Consider the following 20,161-nt stretch of genomic DNA (forward strand, 5'->3'; position numbering starts at 1 on the left):
TAAATTAAAAATAGATTTTAGGTTCGATCCCCCCTTAGTCCTAGGGTTGATTCATAGTAGGGTTGATTCATGAATCAACCCTACCCTTAGTCCCCCCTTGATAAGGGTGGTGTCTGATAATTTTTAACGCCTACCTACTTACCAAAAAGCTTTAAAATATGTTGAGAGGAAGACTGGTTATTCTCTGGGGTTCACCAGAGAATGTCCCGATCAGCGAAAAAATCAAGGGAAAGATGGGCAGTATTTTAAGTGTGGCGCCGATGATGGATTATACCGATCGCCATTTTCGCTATTTTTTGCGACAAATTAGCCGTCGTCCCCTTCTCTACACGGAAATGATCACGACGATGGCGATTAAACACGGCGATCACTATAAGTTGCTGGGGTTCTCCCTAGCAGAAAAACCTCTAGCTTTGCAGTTAGGGGGTGATAATCCCTATCTTTTGGCAGAATGCGCTAAAATAGCCGAAGATATGGGTTATGACGAGGTAAATCTCAATGTGGGTTGTCCTAGTTCTCGGGTAAAAGAGGGCAATTTCGGCGCTTGTTTGATGGCTAACCCGGAATTAGTCGCTAGGGGAATATCGGCAATGAATCAAGCTGTATCGATTCCCGTGACTGTAAAACAGAGAATTGGCATTGATCATCAGGATAGTTACGAAAATATGGCCAATTTTGTCCGTATTGTCGCGGATGCGGGTTGTCAACGTTTTACCATCCATGCGCGGAAAGCTTGGTTACAGGGATTAAGTCCCAAGGAAAATCGCACTGTCCCCCCCCTGCGTTACGATGATGTTTATCGCCTAAAAAATCAGTTTCCCCATTTGTTTATTGAAATTAATGGCGGTATCATTAATTTAGAACAGGCTAGACAACATTTACAATTAGTAGATGCAGTTATGATCGGTCGGGCAGCCTACGATAATCCCTATTTATTTGCCACAGTCGATCGAGATTTTTATGGGGAATCGGTTACTCCTCCTACCCGGGAAGAAGTAATCAAAAAAATGCTTCCCTACATCGATGAGTGGGTGAGTAAAGGTTATAAATTACACCAGATCAGCAAACATCTTTTACAGCTTTTTGCCGGTCAGCCCGGAACTAAGGCCTGGAAGCGTTATATTAGTGAAAATAGCCATTTTCCTGGGGCCGATTCTGGGGTAATCTGGCAAGCTTTACAGCAGGTAAATTCCCTAAATGATCTGGCTAATTCCCATTGATTTATTTTCCTCTCTATGATTACCCAATCCTCAATTACTGCCGGGGTAAAAAATTCAGCTATGGCGGATTTTGTTTATCAACCTCCCCCGGCAGCTATCACAGCTAAACGTATTTTAATTAAACCTAATTTAGGTTATCCTGTGCCACCACCGGTAACGGTTAGTCTGCCGGTATTAAGTCAAGTTTTGCGAGGATTGAGAGGGGTAAATCCAGGGGCAGAAATTATCTTATTAGAGGGAGTTTGTTCTGCTATTTCTTTGAGAGAAATTATCGATATTTTGGGGGTAAAATCTATTCTCGATACTGGAATAACCATTCTTGATGCTGATAGTTTACCCCAGCAAGAATATCCGAATCTTTCCCCTTTTCCTGTCCGTTTTCCCTCGATGTTTGCCCCTAAAATTATCGAAGAAGTGGATTGTCGGATCACGATTGGAACCTTAAAACGCACCCATTTAAAGGATAAACCCCTGATTTCTGCTTCTTTAAAAAATCTCTATGGACTCTTTCCCCGTAGTCATTATAAAGCCCGCAGTCCCAACTCGCGGGGGCAATTACATCGCCCCTCCGTACCGCTAATTTTACAAGATGTTTATTTTTGTATCGGTCATCTTTTTGATGGGGCAGTGGTGGACGCTAATCTTAAATATTTTAGTAGTAATTGGCGACCCGATCGGGGAAAATCTATTCCCCTGGGTCAGGTGTTTTGGGGTGATGATATGATTAGCGTGGATCGCAGTGCTTGTCTGTTAGGTGATGAACCGATGCCAAGTTATTTAGATGCGATCGATTTGCTTCGTTCTCAACTTTTAAACGGAACCAATTAGGGTTAATAATTATCGGCTAAAATAGGCAAACACTTGTATTAAATAATATCCAGCTTATTATTTATACTGCAAAGCCGTCCGATCCTAGGCTGACATGACGGGATTTCATAGTCAGTAAAAGTATAGGAGAGTGGGGATCACCGGAGCGGGGGGGAACAATCCATAAGGGACTTGCGCTTTGATAATGTACCTTTTGGGCGAACGCAGTTCGCCCCTACATTGTGGACAAAATCCGTTACTGTAGGGGCGCAAAGCTTGCGCCCTCCAATCGATTGGGATATTATTCCCACGCAAGTCCCTAACTGGGTTTTTACGGAAGCGAGCGAGGTGCGTTTGGCATTCTCCAAGATTACCCCATTGTCGAGTGAACTGCTCTTTAGGTTGCCCAAAACCCCCCCTCGGTGAGCGGTTATGCGTCTATCCAGATGCTGCCGTCTTCGATGCGAAGGGGATAAACTGGTAAAGCTTGGGGTTGAGAAACTGCCGCCATCGCTTTGTTAACCACAGGGGGCCAGGTAATCCAATCTTTGACAGCACCGCTACAGAGATCAAACGAACTACGATGCCAGGGACAAACGATCGCGCCATCCTCGGTAATTTTGCCCTTCGTCATCGATAATTTTAAATGAGGACAAAGATTGCCGACGGCGTGGAATTGACCGTTATTGTTAATCAAGAGAATGGAATTTTCCCCCACTTTTACCACTTGACGAGCGCCGGGGGCAAGGGAATCTACAGATAATACTTTTGTCCAACTCATATTTTTATTTAACTAAGGGAGAGATCAAGAATGGTTTCGGGGTAATTTTGGGCAATAATGTCCTGTTTAGCCCATTGTTGGTAATCTTGCAACAATTGACTCATTAAACGCTGTTTAATCCGCAATAAAACCCCTTTTAAGAGACTATTGCCAGTGATTTCTAACAAGGGACGCGGGGTTAACCATAATGGTGGTGGTAGGGCGACTTTCACCTCAAGATTGGCTTTTCCCGCTAGATAGGTTTGATTATTTTTTTCCACAGGAGCGAGTTTGCCTTTAACATTGAGGCTAAAGCGATCGTTGATATAATCAATACCTTTGATCTGACAGTCTTCTGATTGCAAAAATATCGTCCCCCCAGAGGTGGCCCAGACATTGAGGATAACCGTGGGCTGAAAATAGTACAAATCCAAAAAGTTTAGGGGACGCATTTTTAGGCGAAACCGATTCTCGGACAAGTGTTCTGTTAAGCTAGTCTCAACGATAGCCTGTACTAATCTTTGCGGTTGACGCAGATAATGCTGAATCGGGATGGTTTGTTCAGCAACAACAATTTCTAGGGATTCGGCAGCGGTAAAAGTTACTTCCATACGTTGGTTATCTTAAATTTGTCTCCCTTCTTAATTTTACTTTACAAAACTTATGCTTTTCGACGGTCCAGATGTAGAAATTTTACCGCTAAGAGGGGACACAAACCAGATTTTTGCCCAAAGTTGGGCTTTTTTCAGTGATCAGTGATCAGTGGGGGGTTTTAAGTCAACAGTGGGGGAGAAGGGAGAAGGGAGAAGGGAGAGAGAAGAAGGGAAGTTAAGGCCAAAAGACTAACAGGCTCTACAATGATGACAAGTGAGATCTCTAGGGACAGGAAAATGATTATAATGAGGCCCAGAGAGTCAATTAAAGTCTTAATTGCCGACGATCACGAGCTAACCTGTTTAGGACTCAAGATTTTAATTTCCCAGCAGCAGCATTGTCAGGTGGTGGGAATTGCAGTTAATGGTCAACAGGCGATCGACTTGGCGAAAAGTTGTCAACCAGATGTAATTATTTTAGATATAGGGATGCCTGTCTTAGATGGACACAGCGCCGCTATTCAAATCAAACAATTCGACCCTTATATTCGCATTATTGCCTATAGTTCCTTGCCAAAGCTTCCAATGGAAAAAAATAATCAAAGTACAGCTTTTGACCTATACTGCTCTAAAGATATATCTTCCCAAGCTCTGATCAAAGCGATCGATGACTTGGGAAAATTAGCACAATCGGACAAATCTCAATTCCGTCGAGTCGGATAGTTAACTAAGTTTTTCTTCAGGAAAAGTTGCTTGAAACTCATCGAGTAATTCATCCAACTCCTCAAGAGCTTGATTAACATCTAATCTCAGTCCGCCAATGTCGGGTTTATCGCGCAATTGCAGTAAATAATCGCGTTTATTAGCCATTTGTTTCACTTTATCGATCAAGCTGGTTTTATCCATAATTCACCCTCTGGTACTGACTGCGATTATATCTCAGTCAGCCCCTATCAGTGGCTCTCCTGCAAAAATCAAAAATCTTCTTTTGGGTGAGGAGACAGTAAACTCCGAGACAGGAGGATAAAAAAAGACAAGAGACAGCTAACTGATAACTGAGGCTGCATCTCAATTTTGGATCAATATCTAGATGACATTTTGGGCGCACGCAGTGCGCCCCTACCATTGGCGCAATAATATATATTATTGTAGGGGCGAATTGCATTCGCCCTCTTTAAATGAGATGCACCTGATAACTGATCACTGATAACTGATTTTCCTATGTCCCCTCTCAATTCTCACCGCACAGAAATAACTACCGTTGCCGATCCTATTTATCTAGAAATCTTTAAAAATCTCTATCAATTTATTGCCGAAGAAATGGGGATTACTCTCCAAAATACGGCAGCAAGTGTCAATATTAAAGAGCGCCTAGACTTCTCCTGTGCTATCTTTGATGAGATGGGAAATTTAATCGCTAATGCTCCTCATATTCCCGTCCATTTAGGCTCTATGGCCGATAGTGTTAAAAGCTTAATTCAGGATAAAGGGGAGACGATTCGTCCAGGGAATGTTTATCTAGCTAATAATCCTTATAATGGCGGTACTCACCTCCCAGATGTCACAGTAATTAGTCCTATTTTTGACCGCCAAAATCAGGAAATATTATTTTATCTTGCCTCCCGGGGACATCAAGCTGATATCGGTGGCATTACTCCCGGTTCTATGCCTCCCCATTCTGTCCATATTAGCGAAGAAGGAATTTTATTCGATAATTTTTTGCTGGTAGCGGCGGGACAGTTTCAGGAAAAAGAATTAATTAATCACTTAACTAATAGTCCTTTTCCAGCACGCAATATCGCCCAAAATATTGCCGATTTTCAAGCACAAATAGCCGCTAATGCCAAGGGAGAAAGAGAATTACATAATATGGTTGATCGCTACGGATTAGCTATGGTTAAAGCCTATCAACAGTTCGTTCAAGATAATGCCGAATTAGCAGTTAGAAAAGCCATATCTGTCCTCAAAGATGGTGAATTTACTTATTATCTGGATAACGGTGCTGTCATCAAGGTAAAAATCAGCATAGATATTGATAATTGTCAAGCAACCATTGATTTTACTGGCACATCTGACCAGTTAAATAATAATTTTAATGCACCCCTAGCAGTGACAAGAGCGGCGGTTTTATACGTTTTTCGTACCCTTGTGGAGGAGGCAATTCCTTTAAATGCTGGCTGTTTCAAACCCCTCCATTTAATTATCCCATCTGGCTGTTTTCTTAATCCCGTTTATCCGGCGGCCGTAGTAGCGGGAAATGTGGAAACTTCCCAGGCAATAGTTAATGCTTTATACGGCGCTTTAGGCATTCAAGCAGCCAGTCAAGGAACGATGAATAATTTCACTTTTGGCAATCAAAAGTACCAATATTATGAGACTATTTGCGGCGGTTCTGGTGCAGGGGCAAATTTTGCGGGAACCGCTGCCGTACAAACCCAAATGACTAATTCCCGTCTCACTGATCCAGAAGTATTAGAAATGCGCTATCCTGTGTTAGTAGAAAGTTTTAGCATTCGCCAAGATAGTGGCGGTAAGGGACAATATTCTGGAGGTGATGGTGTAATTAGAAGGATTAAATTTCAAGAGGCTATGACTGCTAATATTCTGTCGGGTAATCGCCGGATTCCCCCCTTTGGACTAGCGGGAGGAAAAGCCGGTAAAATAGGACGTAATGCCGTGGAAAGAAACGATGAAACTATCGAAGAATTGCCCGGTACAGCGACTATAGAAATGAACCCTGGTGATATTTTTATTATTGAAACCCCCGGCGGTGGTGGCTATGGAAATTGCTGAACGATAACTTTAATTTTAATTAAGTACCTAAGTAAAATTAAGTAAGTGGTTATAATTAAATTAAAGACGGATTCCCCCTTAATCCCCCCTTAATAAGGGGGGTGTCTGACGATTTACTGATTAATTTATGACAATTATCTTAGCGATCGAAACCAGTTGCGATGAAACGGCTGTGGCTATTGTTAACAATAACCAGGTGTTGAGTAGTGTGGTTTCTTCTCAAATTGATCTCCATCGTCTCTATGGTGGTGTTGTGCCGGAAATGGCCTCCCGACAACACCTAGAAACCATTAATTTTTGTCTAGAAAAAGCTTGGCAAGAAACGGGTTTAACTTGGTCAGAAATTGATGGAATAGCCGCCACAGTTGCCCCCGGTTTAGTAGGTGCTTTAATGGTGGGAATGACAGCAGCTAAAACCCTCGCTATTATCCACGATAAACCCTTTATCGGCATTCATCATCTCGAAGGTCATATCTATGCTTCCTATCTCGCTGAATCTGATCTTAAACCCCCCTTTTTATCTCTTTTAGTCTCCGGGGGTCATACCAGTTTAATCCATGTGCAGGCCTGTGGTAAATATCAACAATTAGGAACCACTAGAGATGATGCAGCCGGAGAAGCTTTTGATAAAGTGGCACGATTATTAAACTTAAGTTATCCGGGTGGTCCGATAATCGATCGCATGGCTAAAGATGGTAATCCCCAAGCTTTTCCCTTACCTGAAGGTAAAATATCTTTACCAACCGGCGGTTTTCATGCCTACGATTCCAGTTTTAGTGGTTTAAAAACTGCTGTTTTGCGCTTAGTAGAGAAATTCGAGCCAGATAATTTACCCGTAGCTGATATAGCCGCTAGTTTTCAAGATACGGTAGCCAGAAGTTTAACCCGTCGGACAATCAATTGTGCCTTAGATTATGGCTTAAAAACTATCGCAATCGGGGGAGGAGTGGCCGCTAATAGTGCCTTAAGAAATCATCTGGAAACTGCCGCCAAAAATCATCATTTAACCGTCTATTTTCCGCCGCTTAAACTCTGTACCGATAACGCCGCTATGATTGCTCGCGCTGCCGTTGATCATTATGATCTTGGTCATTTTTCTGACCTTTCTATCGGTGTTCGTTCCCGTTTACCTTTAAGCGAAGTTATGCAATTATATAATACGTCAGATTTTTAGCTATCAGCCGTCAGTATTCAGAATTGAGGAGATTGCTTTTATCTATTCTCCCCATCACCCCATCACCCCACCACCCCACTTCATAATTCATAATTTATAATGTTTGGCTTTTTAAATCTCAATAAACCCCCTGATTGGACTTCTCACGATTGCGTGGCCAAAGTCCGCAAAATTCTGAAGACAAAACGAGTCGGCCATGGCGGAACTTTAGATCCTATGGCTACGGGAGTTTTACCGATCGCCGTCGGGGCTGCCACCCGATTACTGCCCTATTTACCCGAAAATAAGGCTTATCGGGCAAAAATTCAGTTAGGACTCAGCACCGATACCGATGATATTACGGGAAAAGCGATCGCTACTTGTCCCTGTGCCGATTTAACTTTAGAGGCAGTTAAGCCTTATTTAGCGGAATTTATCGGTAATATCGCCCAGATTCCGCCGATGTATAGTGCTATTCACAAGGATGGTCGCCGTCTCTACGAATTGGCTCGCAAAGGGGAAATAATCGCAGTGGAGCCTCGTCAGGTCAAAATTGACCAAATTACGGTTTTAGGCTGGTTAGAGGGGGAATTTCCGCAGATAGAGCTAGATATTCACTGTGGATCGGGGACTTATATCCGTTCCCTGGCCAGAGATTTGGGCAAGGTGTTAGCTGTCGGTGGCACTTTAGCCAGTTTAACTCGCACGGAAAGCTGTGGTTTTCAATTAGCCGATAGTATTAATCTGGAAGCTTTAATGGCTAATTCCGAGGGTTTAATTTCGCCTCGCCTTGCCTTGGCACATCTAGACTGGATTTCTTTGATGTCAGAAAGAGTTATCGATTGGTTTCACGGCAGAAAAATTAATCTCACCGATGCAAATGTTATGATTGGTTCTCTGGTTGCCGTGGAGTCTTTAGAAGCTCAATTTCTCGGCATTGGTGAGATAGTTGTCGCAGAGGATGAATACTACCTACAGCCTAAAATAGTTATTCAGCAATAGGGTTAATATATGGGTAGATCTCAGTTTTATAGAAATGTCTATATTACATTTTGGGCGCAGGCAATTGGCGCAATAATATTATTGTAGGGGCGAATTGCATTCACCCTCCGGAAAGAGGCAACAGGAAAGGGAAAAATATGTATAATTGATTCTCTCTGGGTACTTAATAAACACTTTTTCTACATCTTAAGTATGCTTATCCAGATAAACTAAGCTTTTTTATCAACAGTATAAACCCACTGATTATGATTTTTTCTGGCCACGATTTTTTTAGAAGCGACCAAAGATTTTAGACAAAGATTGAGCATAGAAACGGGACGATTTAAGCGTTGGCTCAATTCTTGAACTGTGATTCCTTGGGGATAAAATTGCATAAGTTCAAAAATTTGTGCGCTAGTATTTAATCCTTTTGTCGGACTAATAATCTTGATAGCCAAGGCTAGTAATCGGGAGAAACGACAGGCCATTAGACCCTTGTTTGTCGCTGCTTTGTTCCGATCGATCTAGCCTTTTTTTCGAGAAGTTATCAGGGTTTCAAGTGCTAATAAAACCCTGACGTAAATCGAGATTAATTTGTTCCCATAATCTCTTGAATAGCAGATAAAAGGCGATCAATCTCCTCATCAGTGCCGATAGAAATCCGCACATAATTCTGAATGCGAGGATGTTTAAAGTATCGCACTAATATCTGACGCTCTTTCAGTTGATTATATAACTCACTGGCACTAATGTGGGGGGGAGAAGCGAGGATAAAATTAGCTTCCGAGTCAAAAACAATAAATCCCAACTCGCGCAGAGAAGTAATTAAACGGCTGCGGGTTTGACGGACTTTTTGCCAAACTTGCTCAAAATAATTATGGTGTTTTAAAGCTGCTGTGGCTAAAGTTTGAGCGATGCGATCTAAATTATAGGAATCACGCACCTTATCCATCTGTTCGATAATTGCCCCAGAAGCAAAACCGAAACCGACTCTTAACCCCGCTAAACTATAACTTTTCGACATGGTGCGACTAATGATGACATTATCGTAACGGGAGAGAAAATCGAGATGATTGTCATCACTAAAATCCACATAAGCTTCATCAATTAATACCAATCCCGACGCATTAGCACAGGTTGCTTCTAAATAGTCGCGCTCAAGATGTTTACCGAGGGGAGGATTAGGAGAAGCGAGAAAAATTAATTTCGCTTCCGGACAAATAATCGGTCCTGCTAATTCAAATTGATCATTAGTGGTAAATTCGATAATATTTGCCCCGTGTACCCGGGCAATTGTCTCGTAAAGGGAATAGGTTAAATCCAAAAAAGCAACGCTTTCACCGGGGTTAACAAAGGTACGCAGGGCGATATTGAGGATATCATCAGACCCATTACCCGCGATTATCTGATCAGCTGTTATGCCGTATAATTCCGCCGCCGTTTGCCGTAACTCTTTTGAAATAGGATCGGGATAGAGTCGGACTTTTTCTAACTGCTCTTGCAGGTGGGCAAAAATTTCCGCCGGTGGGGGGTAGGGGTTCTCATTGGTGTTAAGTTTGGTAAATCCCGCAGTTTGGGGCTGTTCTCCCGGAGTGTAAGCGGGGGTTTGACGAACACAATCGCGTGTAGGTAGCATGAACTCTCTAGGGCGGCAATTTCTAGCAAGCTTTTTATTATAGCTGATTATCAGGGGTTGACATCTATTCAACCCCTACCAGTAAAACTAATTAGGGTTCTACCCAACGGCCATCGGCTTTAATTAAATTAATCAACTCGCTTACACCTTCACTTTCGGGGACGCGTTTAATTTCCTCGCGACCGCGATAAAGGGCAATATAACCGGCCTGTTTCCCCACATAACCATAGTCTGCGTCGGCCATTTCTCCCGGTCCATTGACAATACAACCCATAACGGCGATATCGAGTCCGGTGAGGTGTTGAGTCGCTGCCCGCACTTGCCGCAGAACATCTTCTAAATTAAAAAGAGTGCGACCACAGGAAGGACAGGCAACGTATTCGACCATGGTTTTCCGCAGTCCCAGGGCCTGGAGAATGCTGTAACAGACGGGAATTTCCTTTTCGGGAGCCTCCGTCAGAGAAACGCGAATCGTATCACCAATACCGTCCGCTAACAGAGTGGCAATCCCGGCAGTGGATTTAATTCGTCCGTATTCCCCATCTCCTGCCTCAGTAACACCCAAATGCAGGGGATAATCCATACCTAACTCGTCCATGCGCTTAACCATGAGACGATAGGCGGCCACCATCACCTGCACGCGGGAAGCTTTCAGGGAAACCACCAGATTGCGAAAATCGAGGGATTCGCAGATGCGGATAAATTCTAAAGCCGACTGTACCATTCCTTCGGGGGTGTCGCCGTAGGTAAAGAGCATTCTTTCGGCCAGAGAACCGTGGTTAACGCCGATTCGCATCGCTTTATCTTGATCTCGCAGGGAAATCACTAAAGGTTTCAGTGTTTCGGCTATTTTTTCGCCAATTTCATCAAATTCTGCTTGACTATACTCGCTGCGGTCGGCCTTCGGTTTCTCGAAAACGTACAAACCGGGGTTAATCCGCACTTTATCGACGTGCTTGGCCACTTCTAGGGCGATTTTCATACCGTTGTGATGCACATCGGCTACTAACGGTACGGGTTGATAGGTGGCCAGCAGTTTTTCCCTAATTTTAGCCAAGGCGGTGGCGTGGGCCAGACTCGGCACGGTGACGCGGACAATTTCACAGCCGATTTCATGGAGGCGACGGATGCCGGCCACGGAACCATCTATATCAAGGGTATCCTCGTTAATCATCGACTGCACGACCACGGGATGACCACCACCGATGGTAACGCTACCTACCCGGACGGGACGGGTTTTGCGTCGGTGAATCGTGGTGTCGAATTCGGATGCAGTTGCGGGAGGTTTGAGCGTCGATTCCAAGGTTTGCATAGGACTATCACCAACAATCACTCTCCCTATTCTCTCAAAGAACAGGAACGGATTCTAAGTAGGGAGGCACAATTATTTGTCGGATGGGTTAGGGGTAGCGTAACAGGAGCGGACGTTGGGTTTCATGCTTCAACCCAACCTACGTTCATCTCAAAGAACAGCAACGGATTCTAGCCACTCTAATAAAATTGGGTTAAAACGGTCGGGACATTCATCCTGTAAACAATGACCGGCCTGGGCAAATTCTATATATTTAATTCTAGGATTAAGGGAGACAAAACCCTGAGCTAACTGGACGGGAACCATCCGATCTTGTTTGCCCCAACACAATAAAATCGGGATTTCTAAGCGTGGTAAAATTAACTTGGCTGGTGGACAATATTCGGGATGATTGACAGCTTGTGCTAGGGAAATAAACGCCTCGGCTGCCCCCTCATCTAGGGTTGGGGCGGCGATAATTTGTACTAATTCCTCGCTGACTGCTTTCTTGTCTTCGTAGGCGATTCCTGTCCATTTTTTCAAGATTTGCGGACGACGCAGATAGTAAAATATCGGTTTTAATAGCCAAGGAGAAGTGAAAAAGTTTTCGATGGGAGTGACGATATTTAATAACCAATCGGCGATCATTTCCCGCCGACGGCTGACATCGGGTAAACTGAGCATAACTAATCCGGCTACCATTTCTGGGTATTTACCCCCTAGGGCCATACTAACTAAAGAACCGATCGAATTTCCCACTAATACCACCGGTCTATTTATAAAAGTTTGCCAGAAATCGTGTATCTGTTCCACCCAGAGATTAACGGTATAGGGAACCTGCACTTTACGCGAACCACCGAAACCTAATAAATCTACCGCGTAAACTCGATGATTTTGGCTGAGGATAGGAATATTATGGCGCCAATGTTCGATCGCCGCTCCAAATCCATGCAGTAAAATTAAAGGGGGATTATCTGCATCTTGGGGGGTTTTTGCTGGCATAAAACTATAACGAATTTGCCAACCGCGCCACACCCAATCCCGTTGATAACCGATACGTTCTGTCCAAGTTGGTGAAGTTGTCACTTAAGTCAAACAATTAAGAGGTTTTCAGGAAATATCACTCTAAGTAGGTAGGCGTTAAAAATTATCAGATGCCCCCCTTATTAAGGGGGGACTAAGGGGGGATCGGCACCCCCCTTATTAAGGGGGGACTAAGGGGGGATCGGCACCCCCCTTATCAAGGGGGGACTAAGGGGGGATCGAACCTAAAATCCATTTTTAATTTAATTATAACCAGCTACTTAGTTTTATTATACGGGTTTCCCCGTCCCTAACCCGCAGCCGAATAACATTTTTGTACTACTTTTTCCAAATATATTTAAACCTAGGGTTGATCTAGCCTATGCTAAAAAGAGGGGGATTAAAATCGCTCCTAGACTTTAATTGCAAATTTAGGATACTGCACAGATGGGCAATCTATTTGATGATGTCAGTCGCTTTCTTGAAACCCAACTGGAAGAATTTCTCAAAAGTCATCCCCAATTAGAATTACAGGCGCTGGTGGAACAACTGCGCGAACAGGAGCGCGATACTGCTAAACTGATTACCGCCCTAGAAAATGAGCGTCAACGTCTCGAACAGCAAATTTTGGCCACTGCCCAAGATATCCAAACTTGGCACGCTAGAATTGATAAGGCTAAGGCCGCTGGACGGCAGGACTTGGTTAAGGCTGCCAGTGAACGCGAGGCAGCCCTCTTCCGTCAGGGTAATCAACTTTGGGGACGGATGGAAGGGGTGAAAAAACGTCTGACTCAATCCCAAGAGTTACTGCAACAGGTCCAACAACGTCGTCAGGAAGTGCAAATTAAAGCCGAAAAAGCCCCTAAAAATCAGTCCCGTGACTGGGAAACCACTTTTTGGGCTCAACCCCAAGAATCGGACTATCAGCGCTCGAACTACGATAATCTCGATCTAAAATTTAAAGAATGGGAAATGGAAGAAGAATTGAAAAAATTAAAGCGAGAAATGGGACGATAATTACTGTTATTAGGGGAACTGGGGAACTGGGGAACTGGGGAACTGGGGAACTGGGGGAATTTCAACTAAAACCCTAAAACCCCAACACCCCAACACCCCAACATCCCAACACCCTAAAACCCCAACACCCAACAAGTAAAAATTTCCCAGAATTGTTCCTCTTAGAAAACGATGGCATCTCAAGCACAAAATCCTGAAAATCAACCCTCCTCTACTCTCGAAGAAATCCGGGCTGCTCGTTTAGAAAAAGTGGCAGGACTGCAAAAAGCTGGCTTAAATCCCTACGCTTACCAGTGGAAATCTACCGCTCACGCTCAACAATTACAAGAGCAGTACGCCGACTTAGCACCGGGGGAAGAAATTAGCACAGAAGTAGCAATTGCTGGTCGGATTATTGCCCGAAGAATTATGGGTAAACTAGCCTTTTTTAACCTGCAAGATGAAACGGGGACGATTCAATTATACCTCGATAAAAAACGCATTAGTGAAACTATGGCCGCCGTGCCGAATGCCTTTAACACGGTAATTAAACTGACCGATACAGGTGATATTTTAGGGGCAAAAGGCACAATTAAACGCACAGAACGCGGCGAATTATCTATCTATGTAAACGAGTACGAAATTCTCACCAAATCCCTCTTACCTCTACCGGATAAATGGCACGGTTTAACCGATGTAGAAAAGCGTTATCGACAAAGATATGTGGATTTAATTGTTAATCCTGAAGTGCGACAAACTTTTCGCCGTCGCGCCCAAATTACTGCTGCTATTCGGAGATATTTAGACCAAGAAGGTTTTATTGAAATTGAAACTCCCGTGCTACAAAGTGAAGCGGGAGGAGCCGATGCTAGACCGTTTATCACCTATCATAATACGCTGGAGATGGAGTTATATCTCCGCATTGCCACCGAATTACATCTAAAAAGATTAATAGTCGGTGGTTTTGAAAAAGTCTTCGAGTTAGGCCGAATTTTTCGTAATGAAGGGGTTTCTACTAAACATAACCCTGAGTTTACTTCCATCGAAATCTATCAGGCCTACGCTGATTATTATGACATGATGGAGTTAACCGAAAACATTATTGTTAATGCTGCACAAGATGTTTTAGGTACGCTGAAAATCACCTATCAAGACAGGGAAATTGACCTAACTCCCCCTTGGCGACGAGTGACTATGCACGAATTAGTCCAAGAAATAACCGGGGTTGACTTGAATAGTTTTGAGGATTTCGAGTCGGCTCGTATTGCCGCAGAAAATGCCGGCATTGGCGTTCCAGAGGACTGTAAAACCATTGGTAAGCTCTTAAATGAAGCTTTTGAACAAAAAGTCGAAGAAACCCTAATACAGCCCACTTTTGTGCTAGATTTTCCCGTGGAAATTTCCCCTTTAGCTAAACCCCATCGCTCAAAAACTGACCTCGTGGAAAGATTTGAATTATATGTGGTTGGACGGGAATTAGCTAATAGTTTTTCTGAGTTAACCGATCCCATCGATCAACGGCAAAGATTGGAAGCACAGGCACTCAAAAAAGCGGCTGGAGATTTGGAAGCGCAGGGAGTTGATGAGGACTTTTTAACCGCTTTAGAATACGGAATGCCCCCCACGGGAGGCTTAGGAATTGGCATCGATCGCCTGATCATGTTATTAACCGATTCTGCCAGTATTCGCGATGTGATTGCTTTCCCCTTATTAAAAAGTCAAAGTACAGCGATTAAATCTTTTGACTACGATGAGGAAAAAAAAATTCTGAAAGTGGAATTTAATCACGGTGGTATCTATCTTTATCATGATCTACCTTTGGCAGTATATAAAGATTTTCAGTCCGCACCATCGAAAGGACAGTTTTTTGTCGGACAGATTCGCGATAAATACAGTTTTGACAAGGAATTGTAAAAGTTAGGGCCACTTCAGTTATCAGTTATCAGTTATCAGTCATAATTCATAATTCATAAGTAGGTAGGCGTTAAAAATTATCAGATGCCCCCTTATTAAGGGGGGATTAAGGGAGGATCCCCCCGCCTATCGGCACCCCCCTTATCAAGGGGGGCAGGGGGGATCGAACCTAAAATCCATTTTTAATTTAATTATAACCAGGTACTTAATTCATAATTCATAATTCATAATTCATGATCCCTTTTTACCTTTTACTTCCTGCCAAGTGTTACCGACTCCCTGTAAAACCCCACGAATTACTAAACCAATACCCCTACCGATAACTTGGATAAGGATATAGACTACTCCATTACCCACCACCCGAAAAAAAGCGCGTAAACGAGGGGATAAAGAGTCTCTTAATTCTAAGGCGATCGAAACTAACCAGGGTATGCCTGTTAAACTGTTTAATTCTTCCTGTCGGGGGGAATAAATGGCTAGAGATTGGATTTCTCCCTCGCTATAGTGAAATAATTGATATTGACTTTCAAAGATATCTTTAGGTTCTTGCCAATATTGTTGCCGTCGGTATTTCCAAGATAATTCATTGCGGATTTTAGCTAATTTTCTGGCGATGAGAAATTCTGACTGGTAAAGTTTTTGTTTGATTCTTTCCGATTCCGAGAAGTTATTGAGAATAATTACCGTCACTGCATTGGCAAGATTATGAATGAGATTTTGCAGGAGAATTTCGGCTCTGGCGATGGTTTCAGGAGCATTAGCTCGGTATCCTACTCCGTCAATAGTTAAACTATTTTCGTACACTAAATAGGAAAATAAGTCAAGAGTAAAAGGAATTTTATTGAGGATTTCTGTTTGAATTGCTTCTCTTTCTTCCAGAATAATTTCGTTAAGTCTGCCTTTACTAATTTCGTCATAAACCGAGGCATTAATTTCTAAAAATTTACGGGTCACTTTCTCCCATATATCGTAAATAACCAGATTTAAGCGACTGGTTAATTCCCCGCGGCTAATCTGTAAATATCTCATCTCATCGACATTTTTACGAATTTCATCGAGAACTAAATACAATAATTCTCGTTGCCGATTATCCTGTAAAACATCAATTTCAAAACTAATCTTGGTTCTATTAATTAAAGGCGATCGAATAACTGCTAAAGTGGACTCAAAAACCGCCGAAACACAGAGGGGACGCTCGCGGCTTAAAATTGGTAATTCTCGATCGATATTGTTAATTATTACCGGGGGTGTGACTGCAGCTGAATTGTAATAGCTACCTTCGAGGGGAATTAGTTTTCTGACTAGCCATAGAGCTGCTAAAAGTTCTCGTTTTCTTCCCTGCCAATAAAAGCGATCAAAGCCAGATAAAGACTGTTGATTAAGATGGAGATCAATTAAATGTAATTCACTTTCGATGCGATTTAATCCCGTTTTGCCAGCACTGATTAACCAATGGCTAGGAGCTAAACTTGCACGGGTAGCAATGGTGAGAGGAGAAGGGACAACATCGTGGGATTCATCCCGGGAAATTTGCCCTAAAATAGTGATAAATTGCTCTAGGTTTGTGCCTTTGGGAATATAACCTGCGATGCCTAATTCTCTGGCGATTAGTTGCTGTCGGGAGTCGAGAGGAAAGGTTAATAGAACAATTTTACTTTCGGGATAGCGAGAGTGGAGAATTTCACAGTGAGACCAATCAAAGAGAGGATCAATAATAATAATTTCGGGGGCCGGATTAAGAGTCAAGGCGAAAATTGTTTCTAAATCCCCTTCGGTGACGATACTAATATTTTCTATCTGCGACAAGGCCTGCACCAGACCCAAGCGGAAAATCGGGTCATTATCGATGATAATTAGGGTGAGAGGGCGATCGATCACAAGAGTTGCAGCCTGTCAACGGATACTATTCACAGGGTCAATTATACAGTTATCTGGCTCATTTGTTTTGTTTATAGCCATAGAAATCGATGCGATAATCGGTAATTTTTACCCCCGTCGATGCCTCAATCTGTTTAATTAATTCCGGGGGAAGTTGGATATGCACATCGATGATTTCTTGACTGTCCAGACAATTGATGTGACTGTGGGAATCGCTGATGTTGCCGTAGAGTCTGCCGTCCCAGCGTTCCACAGATTCGATAATGCCTTGACCCGATAGAGCCTCTAGGTTTTGGTACACTGAGGTATGACCGATGTTTTTTCCTTGCAGATTGAGACGATCATAAATTTCTCGCGCTGATAGGTGTTCCTGCGCTTGCCACAGCAATTCTAAAATATAGCGACGCTGACGACTAACCCGCATTCCTAAAGTTTGACACCTTTCGATCGCATCTTCTAAACACCGGATCGGTTTTTGTTTTACCTCCAAATTGTCCATAGTTGTATCCCTTGACCTCCGCCCTAATACATAGTCATTACCAGTTTAGCTTAGTCTTTCGATCGGTGTCCACATTGCGCCAGTTTTCAGCCCCTCTTCAAACTCAGATAAAAAATCAGCAGTGCCAGATTCGAGTAGATTTGCAGGCGAATGAGTGGAAAGAACCACAGAGGCACAAAGGACACAAAGATCGATCGCTACTATATAAATTGAACTTATCACACAAAGAATAAGAGAACCAACCATTGACTTATCTATATAGATAGATAGGATTGAATTACTTCTATAAAAAATCCTCTTGAAAAATATTTTGATCAACCTTAAATTTAAGGGGTACATTAATTTATTTTTAGGGCCATGGCCACCAAATCGCCAAAATTATTCGAGTCATTGCGGTCATAGACCGCAATGACTGTCACTACTGTTAGCCTCACCCTAGCCGCTGCTTCTGGTGCTAGTGCCGCAACAGTGTTCGGTTTCCAAGACGCTTACGATCCCATTAACTGGACATTTGCCAATAGTAATGCCGACGGGTCGGTCAATACCAGCGGCGCTCCCGCGTCTATTAGCCTGACTGGGGGGAACAATGGTTCTAACAGTTCTGGAACCACAGACTACACCACCACTGCGGCTGCGGCTGGGACGGTGACGTTTAATTGGAACTATTCGACTGTGGATCTTTTGGTGGATTTTTTCTGTAGCAATCTTCCTAATAGTTTCTGTGACCCTTTCATTGTCCTCGTCAACGGGGTAGAGACTATCCCACTCAATCCTTCTGGAGGTACAACTCAGAGCGGGACATCGACGTTTAACGTCCTAGCTGGCGACAGCTTCGGTTTCCGTATTGCCACTGCGGACAACCTCTTCGGACGGGGTAGTGTGACGATTTCTAACTTTTCTGCCCCTGCCCCTGTTCCCGAACCCTCAACTGTGCTGAGTTTGCTGGTGCTAGGAGGCTTAGGCGCTGGACTGAAGTACCTTAAGCGCAATTGATATCCCAAAAAACAGGGGGACAGGAGTTGAATTCTCCTCCTGGTACCCAACTTGTTCGGGTGTTGACTGTCTAAATTACTCGTTAATACCATTTTTCTTTATTTGTGTCACAACGAATGCAGGCCTGGCAAGCATTCGAGCCTGGATGTCTGTCATGGATTTAGAAATTTGGTATAAGACTGTCTATGAGCGCCGGAGCAGGGAGAAGGACTCTGACCATTTGTACTAAACTTCTTAACCTACACAATTCTGGCTTTAAGTCAATAGCCTTTACAAAACTTAAAAAATTGTCACATAAAAAAATTTCGCCACTGGCGGCTTTTTTTGGGCAAGAGAATCGATATAGTCCCCTGATTGCCTTGGTTTTGCGTTGATTTGAGATTTAATGCTTAAACTAAGCCCACAGCATACCACGATCATACCATATTATTAAATGTAGGCAACCCCGATTTACAGCCAAATTTTGGCAAATTCTGGGAAAATCAAAATCTTATAACTTACTTGTTACATTGAACTAATCGACCTAAATATTTAAATATTTTAATTACTTACCTTAAATTTATAATTTTTACTTATTTTTTGCAGGCTGATTAACTAGGGTTGGGCAAAAAAGCTTGTAAGCTATGCTAGAACGCATTTTAACCACCTACCCTTAAATTAGCTCAATCTCCCTCAATCCCTTTACCGTTGCCTCTTGCCTATCCTAACCAAGAAATTAATTTTGCACGACTACTTATGAATTAAGTAAGTAGTCATAATTAAATTGAAGATAGATTTTGCCTCTGATCCCCCCTGCCCCCCTTGATAAGGGGGGTGCCGATCCCACCTGCCCCCCTTGATAAGGGGGGTGCCGATAGGCGGGGGGATCCTCCTTAATAAGGGGGGTGTCTGACAACTTTTAACACCTACCTACTTATCAGGCATAGAAATCTTCGTCAAGAATTTGTTCTAAGGAAAAAGGGCAGTCTAAGGGATAGGCTTCCTCTGGAGGAATCGCAATTCCCAAGTCAGCCAATTTACTTTCCTTGATGGCAATTTTACGACCTTTAGGATAGGTTTTATCGATGGCGATTGCTAGATGAGATTTCAAAGAAGGGGTGTTTTCTAGTAAGGCGATAACTCTTTCCCTGTGTTCGACAATGGAGCTATACCAGCTAGATTTCATGCTTTCAGGGACAGATGATTGTACTTTTAATTTCAGTAAATGAGCCAGCAAAATCATTAAATTTCCTTCTAGGGCATTTTTATCTGATTTACCCAATTCTTTCAACTCCTCAACTAAATGAGATACATCTAATGCCTGAAAATCTCCTTGTTCTAACTGACCTATTGTTGTTATCAGCCATAATTGAAAATCTTGTTCATAGAGTTCTGATTTAGTTGTCATGATGGCTTCGATAATAGTTAATCTAGATTGGATCATACTCTATTTTGCAGATTTCGGATGTTTCTAGCGGTAAATATTAAGTAGCTGGTTATAATTAAATTAAAAATGGATTTTAGGTTCGATCCCCCCTGCCCCCCTTGATAAGGGGGGTATCTGATAATTTTTAACGCCTACCTACTTAAGTTTTATTACAGGATTTGACATTTGCACCTATGCCCTATTCCCTTATCATTAGGA

Annotated in this window: 19 protein-coding genes; 9 read left to right on the plus strand and 10 right to left on the minus strand. The window is 42.9% G+C overall.

All coding sequences use genetic code 11. The annotated features are described in order from the left end of the window. Positions 1 to 233: 233 nt before the first annotated feature. Together dusA and O9324_RS18915 are read left to right on the plus strand one after the other, a co-directional pair. On the plus strand, positions 234 to 1,220 hold the full coding sequence (gene dusA / locus O9324_RS18910) for a tRNA dihydrouridine(20/20a) synthase DusA (protein WP_288141031.1): 987 nt from the start codon (positions 234 to 236) through the stop codon (positions 1,218 to 1,220). Positions 1,221 to 1,235: 15 nt separating this feature from the next. Continuing rightward, positions 1,236 to 2,048, plus strand: a complete 813-nt coding sequence (locus O9324_RS18915; protein WP_288141012.1) for a DUF362 domain-containing protein — start codon at positions 1,236 to 1,238, stop codon at positions 2,046 to 2,048. Between the two features lie 409 nt (positions 2,049 to 2,457). On the opposite strand, the gene O9324_RS18920 is transcribed toward O9324_RS18915, so the two are convergent. Continuing rightward, on the minus strand, positions 2,458 to 2,808 hold the full coding sequence (locus O9324_RS18920) for a Rieske (2Fe-2S) protein (protein WP_002789933.1): 351 nt from the start codon (positions 2,806 to 2,808) through the stop codon (positions 2,458 to 2,460). A gap of 8 nt (positions 2,809 to 2,816) precedes the next feature. Then, entirely contained in the window at positions 2,817 to 3,398 is a 582-nt protein-coding gene (locus O9324_RS18925) for a DUF1997 domain-containing protein (protein WP_149977709.1), read from the minus strand. 246 nt (positions 3,399 to 3,644) lie between these two features. On the opposite strand from O9324_RS18925, the gene O9324_RS18930 reads away from it, so the two are divergent. Next, positions 3,645 to 4,103, plus strand: coding sequence for a response regulator (locus O9324_RS18930; protein ID WP_287630019.1), 459 nt, complete (start codon positions 3,645 to 3,647; stop codon positions 4,101 to 4,103). Here O9324_RS18930 and O9324_RS18935 read toward each other — a convergent pair whose 3' ends face one another. Next, a complete protein-coding gene (locus tag O9324_RS18935; RefSeq protein WP_002734024.1) occupies positions 4,104 to 4,286 on the minus strand; it encodes a hypothetical protein in 183 nt (60 codons plus the stop codon). Positions 4,287 to 4,601: 315 nt separating this feature from the next. On the opposite strand from O9324_RS18935, the gene O9324_RS18940 reads away from it, so the two are divergent. The 3 genes from O9324_RS18940 (at position 4,602) to truB (ending at position 8,328) form a co-directional block, all read left to right on the plus strand. Further along, positions 4,602 to 6,173 (plus strand): hydantoinase B/oxoprolinase family protein, encoded by a 1,572-nt coding sequence (locus tag O9324_RS18940; protein WP_288141013.1) that lies wholly within the window; start codon positions 4,602 to 4,604, stop codon positions 6,171 to 6,173. 127 nt (positions 6,174 to 6,300) lie between these two features. Next, positions 6,301 to 7,347, plus strand: coding sequence for a tRNA (adenosine(37)-N6)-threonylcarbamoyltransferase complex transferase subunit TsaD (gene tsaD, locus O9324_RS18945; RefSeq protein ID WP_288141014.1), 1,047 nt, complete (start codon positions 6,301 to 6,303; stop codon positions 7,345 to 7,347). Between the two features lie 99 nt (positions 7,348 to 7,446). Next, the gene (gene truB / locus O9324_RS18950) at positions 7,447 to 8,328 is read left to right on the plus strand and encodes a tRNA pseudouridine(55) synthase TruB (protein WP_288141015.1); all 882 of its coding nucleotides are present in this window, start codon (positions 7,447 to 7,449) and stop codon (positions 8,326 to 8,328) included. A gap of 209 nt (positions 8,329 to 8,537) precedes the next feature. On the opposite strand, the gene O9324_RS18955 is transcribed toward truB, so the two are convergent. The 4 genes from O9324_RS18955 to O9324_RS18970 form a co-directional block, all read right to left on the minus strand. Further along, complete coding sequence (locus tag O9324_RS18955; protein ID WP_002768810.1) at positions 8,538 to 8,795, minus strand: hypothetical protein; 258 nt, start codon at positions 8,793 to 8,795, stop codon at positions 8,538 to 8,540. A gap of 101 nt (positions 8,796 to 8,896) precedes the next feature. After that, positions 8,897 to 9,943, minus strand: coding sequence for a histidinol-phosphate transaminase (hisC, locus tag O9324_RS18960; RefSeq protein WP_002768812.1), 1,047 nt, complete (start codon positions 9,941 to 9,943; stop codon positions 8,897 to 8,899). Positions 9,944 to 10,034: 91 nt separating this feature from the next. Continuing rightward, complete coding sequence (gene ispG, locus O9324_RS18965; RefSeq protein ID WP_288141016.1) at positions 10,035 to 11,255, minus strand: (E)-4-hydroxy-3-methylbut-2-enyl-diphosphate synthase; 1,221 nt, start codon at positions 11,253 to 11,255, stop codon at positions 10,035 to 10,037. 150 nt (positions 11,256 to 11,405) lie between these two features. Then, positions 11,406 to 12,320: an alpha/beta fold hydrolase gene (locus O9324_RS18970; RefSeq protein WP_288141017.1), complete on the minus strand. Its 915-nt coding sequence runs from the start codon at positions 12,318 to 12,320 to the stop codon at positions 11,406 to 11,408. A gap of 384 nt (positions 12,321 to 12,704) precedes the next feature. Between O9324_RS18970 and O9324_RS18975 the strand changes: the two genes are divergently transcribed. Both O9324_RS18975 and lysS read left to right on the plus strand, forming a co-directional pair. Beyond that, on the plus strand, positions 12,705 to 13,274 hold the full coding sequence (locus O9324_RS18975; RefSeq protein ID WP_287630025.1) for a TIGR04376 family protein: 570 nt from the start codon (positions 12,705 to 12,707) through the stop codon (positions 13,272 to 13,274). A gap of 171 nt (positions 13,275 to 13,445) precedes the next feature. Continuing rightward, positions 13,446 to 15,167, plus strand: coding sequence for a lysine--tRNA ligase (lysS, locus tag O9324_RS18980; protein WP_159251394.1), 1,722 nt, complete (start codon positions 13,446 to 13,448; stop codon positions 15,165 to 15,167). A 231-nt stretch (positions 15,168 to 15,398) separates the two neighbouring features. Here lysS and O9324_RS18985 read toward each other — a convergent pair whose 3' ends face one another. After that, on the minus strand, positions 15,399 to 17,045 hold the full coding sequence (locus O9324_RS18985) for a DUF3685 domain-containing protein (protein WP_288141018.1): 1,647 nt from the start codon (positions 17,043 to 17,045) through the stop codon (positions 15,399 to 15,401). A 58-nt stretch (positions 17,046 to 17,103) separates the two neighbouring features. Continuing rightward, positions 17,104 to 17,544 carry a Fur family transcriptional regulator gene (locus O9324_RS18990; RefSeq protein ID WP_002731825.1) on the minus strand — a complete coding sequence of 147 codons (441 nt, stop codon included), beginning with the start codon at positions 17,542 to 17,544 and terminating at the stop codon, positions 17,104 to 17,106. Between the two features lie 408 nt (positions 17,545 to 17,952). Between O9324_RS18990 and O9324_RS18995 the strand changes: the two genes are divergently transcribed. Then, positions 17,953 to 18,537 (plus strand): PEP-CTERM sorting domain-containing protein, encoded by a 585-nt coding sequence (locus O9324_RS18995; protein WP_288141019.1) that lies wholly within the window; start codon positions 17,953 to 17,955, stop codon positions 18,535 to 18,537. A 916-nt stretch (positions 18,538 to 19,453) separates the two neighbouring features. On the opposite strand, the gene O9324_RS19000 is transcribed toward O9324_RS18995, so the two are convergent. Beyond that, on the minus strand, positions 19,454 to 19,924 hold the full coding sequence (locus tag O9324_RS19000) for a DUF29 domain-containing protein (protein WP_272079471.1): 471 nt from the start codon (positions 19,922 to 19,924) through the stop codon (positions 19,454 to 19,456). Positions 19,925 to 20,161: the final 237 nt, after the last annotated feature.

The sequence above is a fragment of the Microcystis sp. LE19-84.1B genome, from assembly GCF_027531875.1.
Classification (GTDB): Bacteria; Cyanobacteriota; Cyanobacteriia; order Cyanobacteriales; family Microcystaceae; genus Microcystis; species Microcystis panniformis.

Coding starts and splice junctions, on each gene's coding strand:
- dusA (WP_288141031.1), top strand. CDS start 234: ATGGGCAGTATTTTAAGTGTGGCGCCGATGATGGATTATACCGATCGC.
- O9324_RS18915 (WP_288141012.1), top strand. CDS start 1,236: ATGATTACCCAATCCTCAATTACTGCCGGGGTAAAAAATTCAGCTATG.
- O9324_RS18920 (WP_002789933.1), bottom strand. CDS start 2,808: ATGAGTTGGACAAAAGTATTATCTGTAGATTCCCTTGCCCCCGGCGCT.
- O9324_RS18925 (WP_149977709.1), bottom strand. CDS start 3,398: ATGGAAGTAACTTTTACCGCTGCCGAATCCCTAGAAATTGTTGTTGCT.
- O9324_RS18930 (WP_287630019.1), top strand. CDS start 3,645: ATGATGACAAGTGAGATCTCTAGGGACAGGAAAATGATTATAATGAGG.
- O9324_RS18935 (WP_002734024.1), bottom strand. CDS start 4,286: ATGGATAAAACCAGCTTGATCGATAAAGTGAAACAAATGGCTAATAAA.
- O9324_RS18940 (WP_288141013.1), top strand. CDS start 4,602: ATGTCCCCTCTCAATTCTCACCGCACAGAAATAACTACCGTTGCCGAT.
- tsaD (WP_288141014.1), top strand. CDS start 6,301: ATGACAATTATCTTAGCGATCGAAACCAGTTGCGATGAAACGGCTGTG.
- truB (WP_288141015.1), top strand. CDS start 7,447: ATGTTTGGCTTTTTAAATCTCAATAAACCCCCTGATTGGACTTCTCAC.
- O9324_RS18955 (WP_002768810.1), bottom strand. CDS start 8,795: ATGGCCTGTCGTTTCTCCCGATTACTAGCCTTGGCTATCAAGATTATT.
- hisC (WP_002768812.1), bottom strand. CDS start 9,943: ATGCTACCTACACGCGATTGTGTTCGTCAAACCCCCGCTTACACTCCG.
- ispG (WP_288141016.1), bottom strand. CDS start 11,255: ATGCAAACCTTGGAATCGACGCTCAAACCTCCCGCAACTGCATCCGAA.
- O9324_RS18975 (WP_287630025.1), top strand. CDS start 12,705: ATGGGCAATCTATTTGATGATGTCAGTCGCTTTCTTGAAACCCAACTG.
- lysS (WP_159251394.1), top strand. CDS start 13,446: ATGGCATCTCAAGCACAAAATCCTGAAAATCAACCCTCCTCTACTCTC.
- O9324_RS18990 (WP_002731825.1), bottom strand. CDS start 17,544: ATGGACAATTTGGAGGTAAAACAAAAACCGATCCGGTGTTTAGAAGAT.
- O9324_RS18995 (WP_288141019.1), top strand. CDS start 17,953: ATGACTGTCACTACTGTTAGCCTCACCCTAGCCGCTGCTTCTGGTGCT.
- O9324_RS19000 (WP_272079471.1), bottom strand. CDS start 19,924: ATGACAACTAAATCAGAACTCTATGAACAAGATTTTCAATTATGGCTG.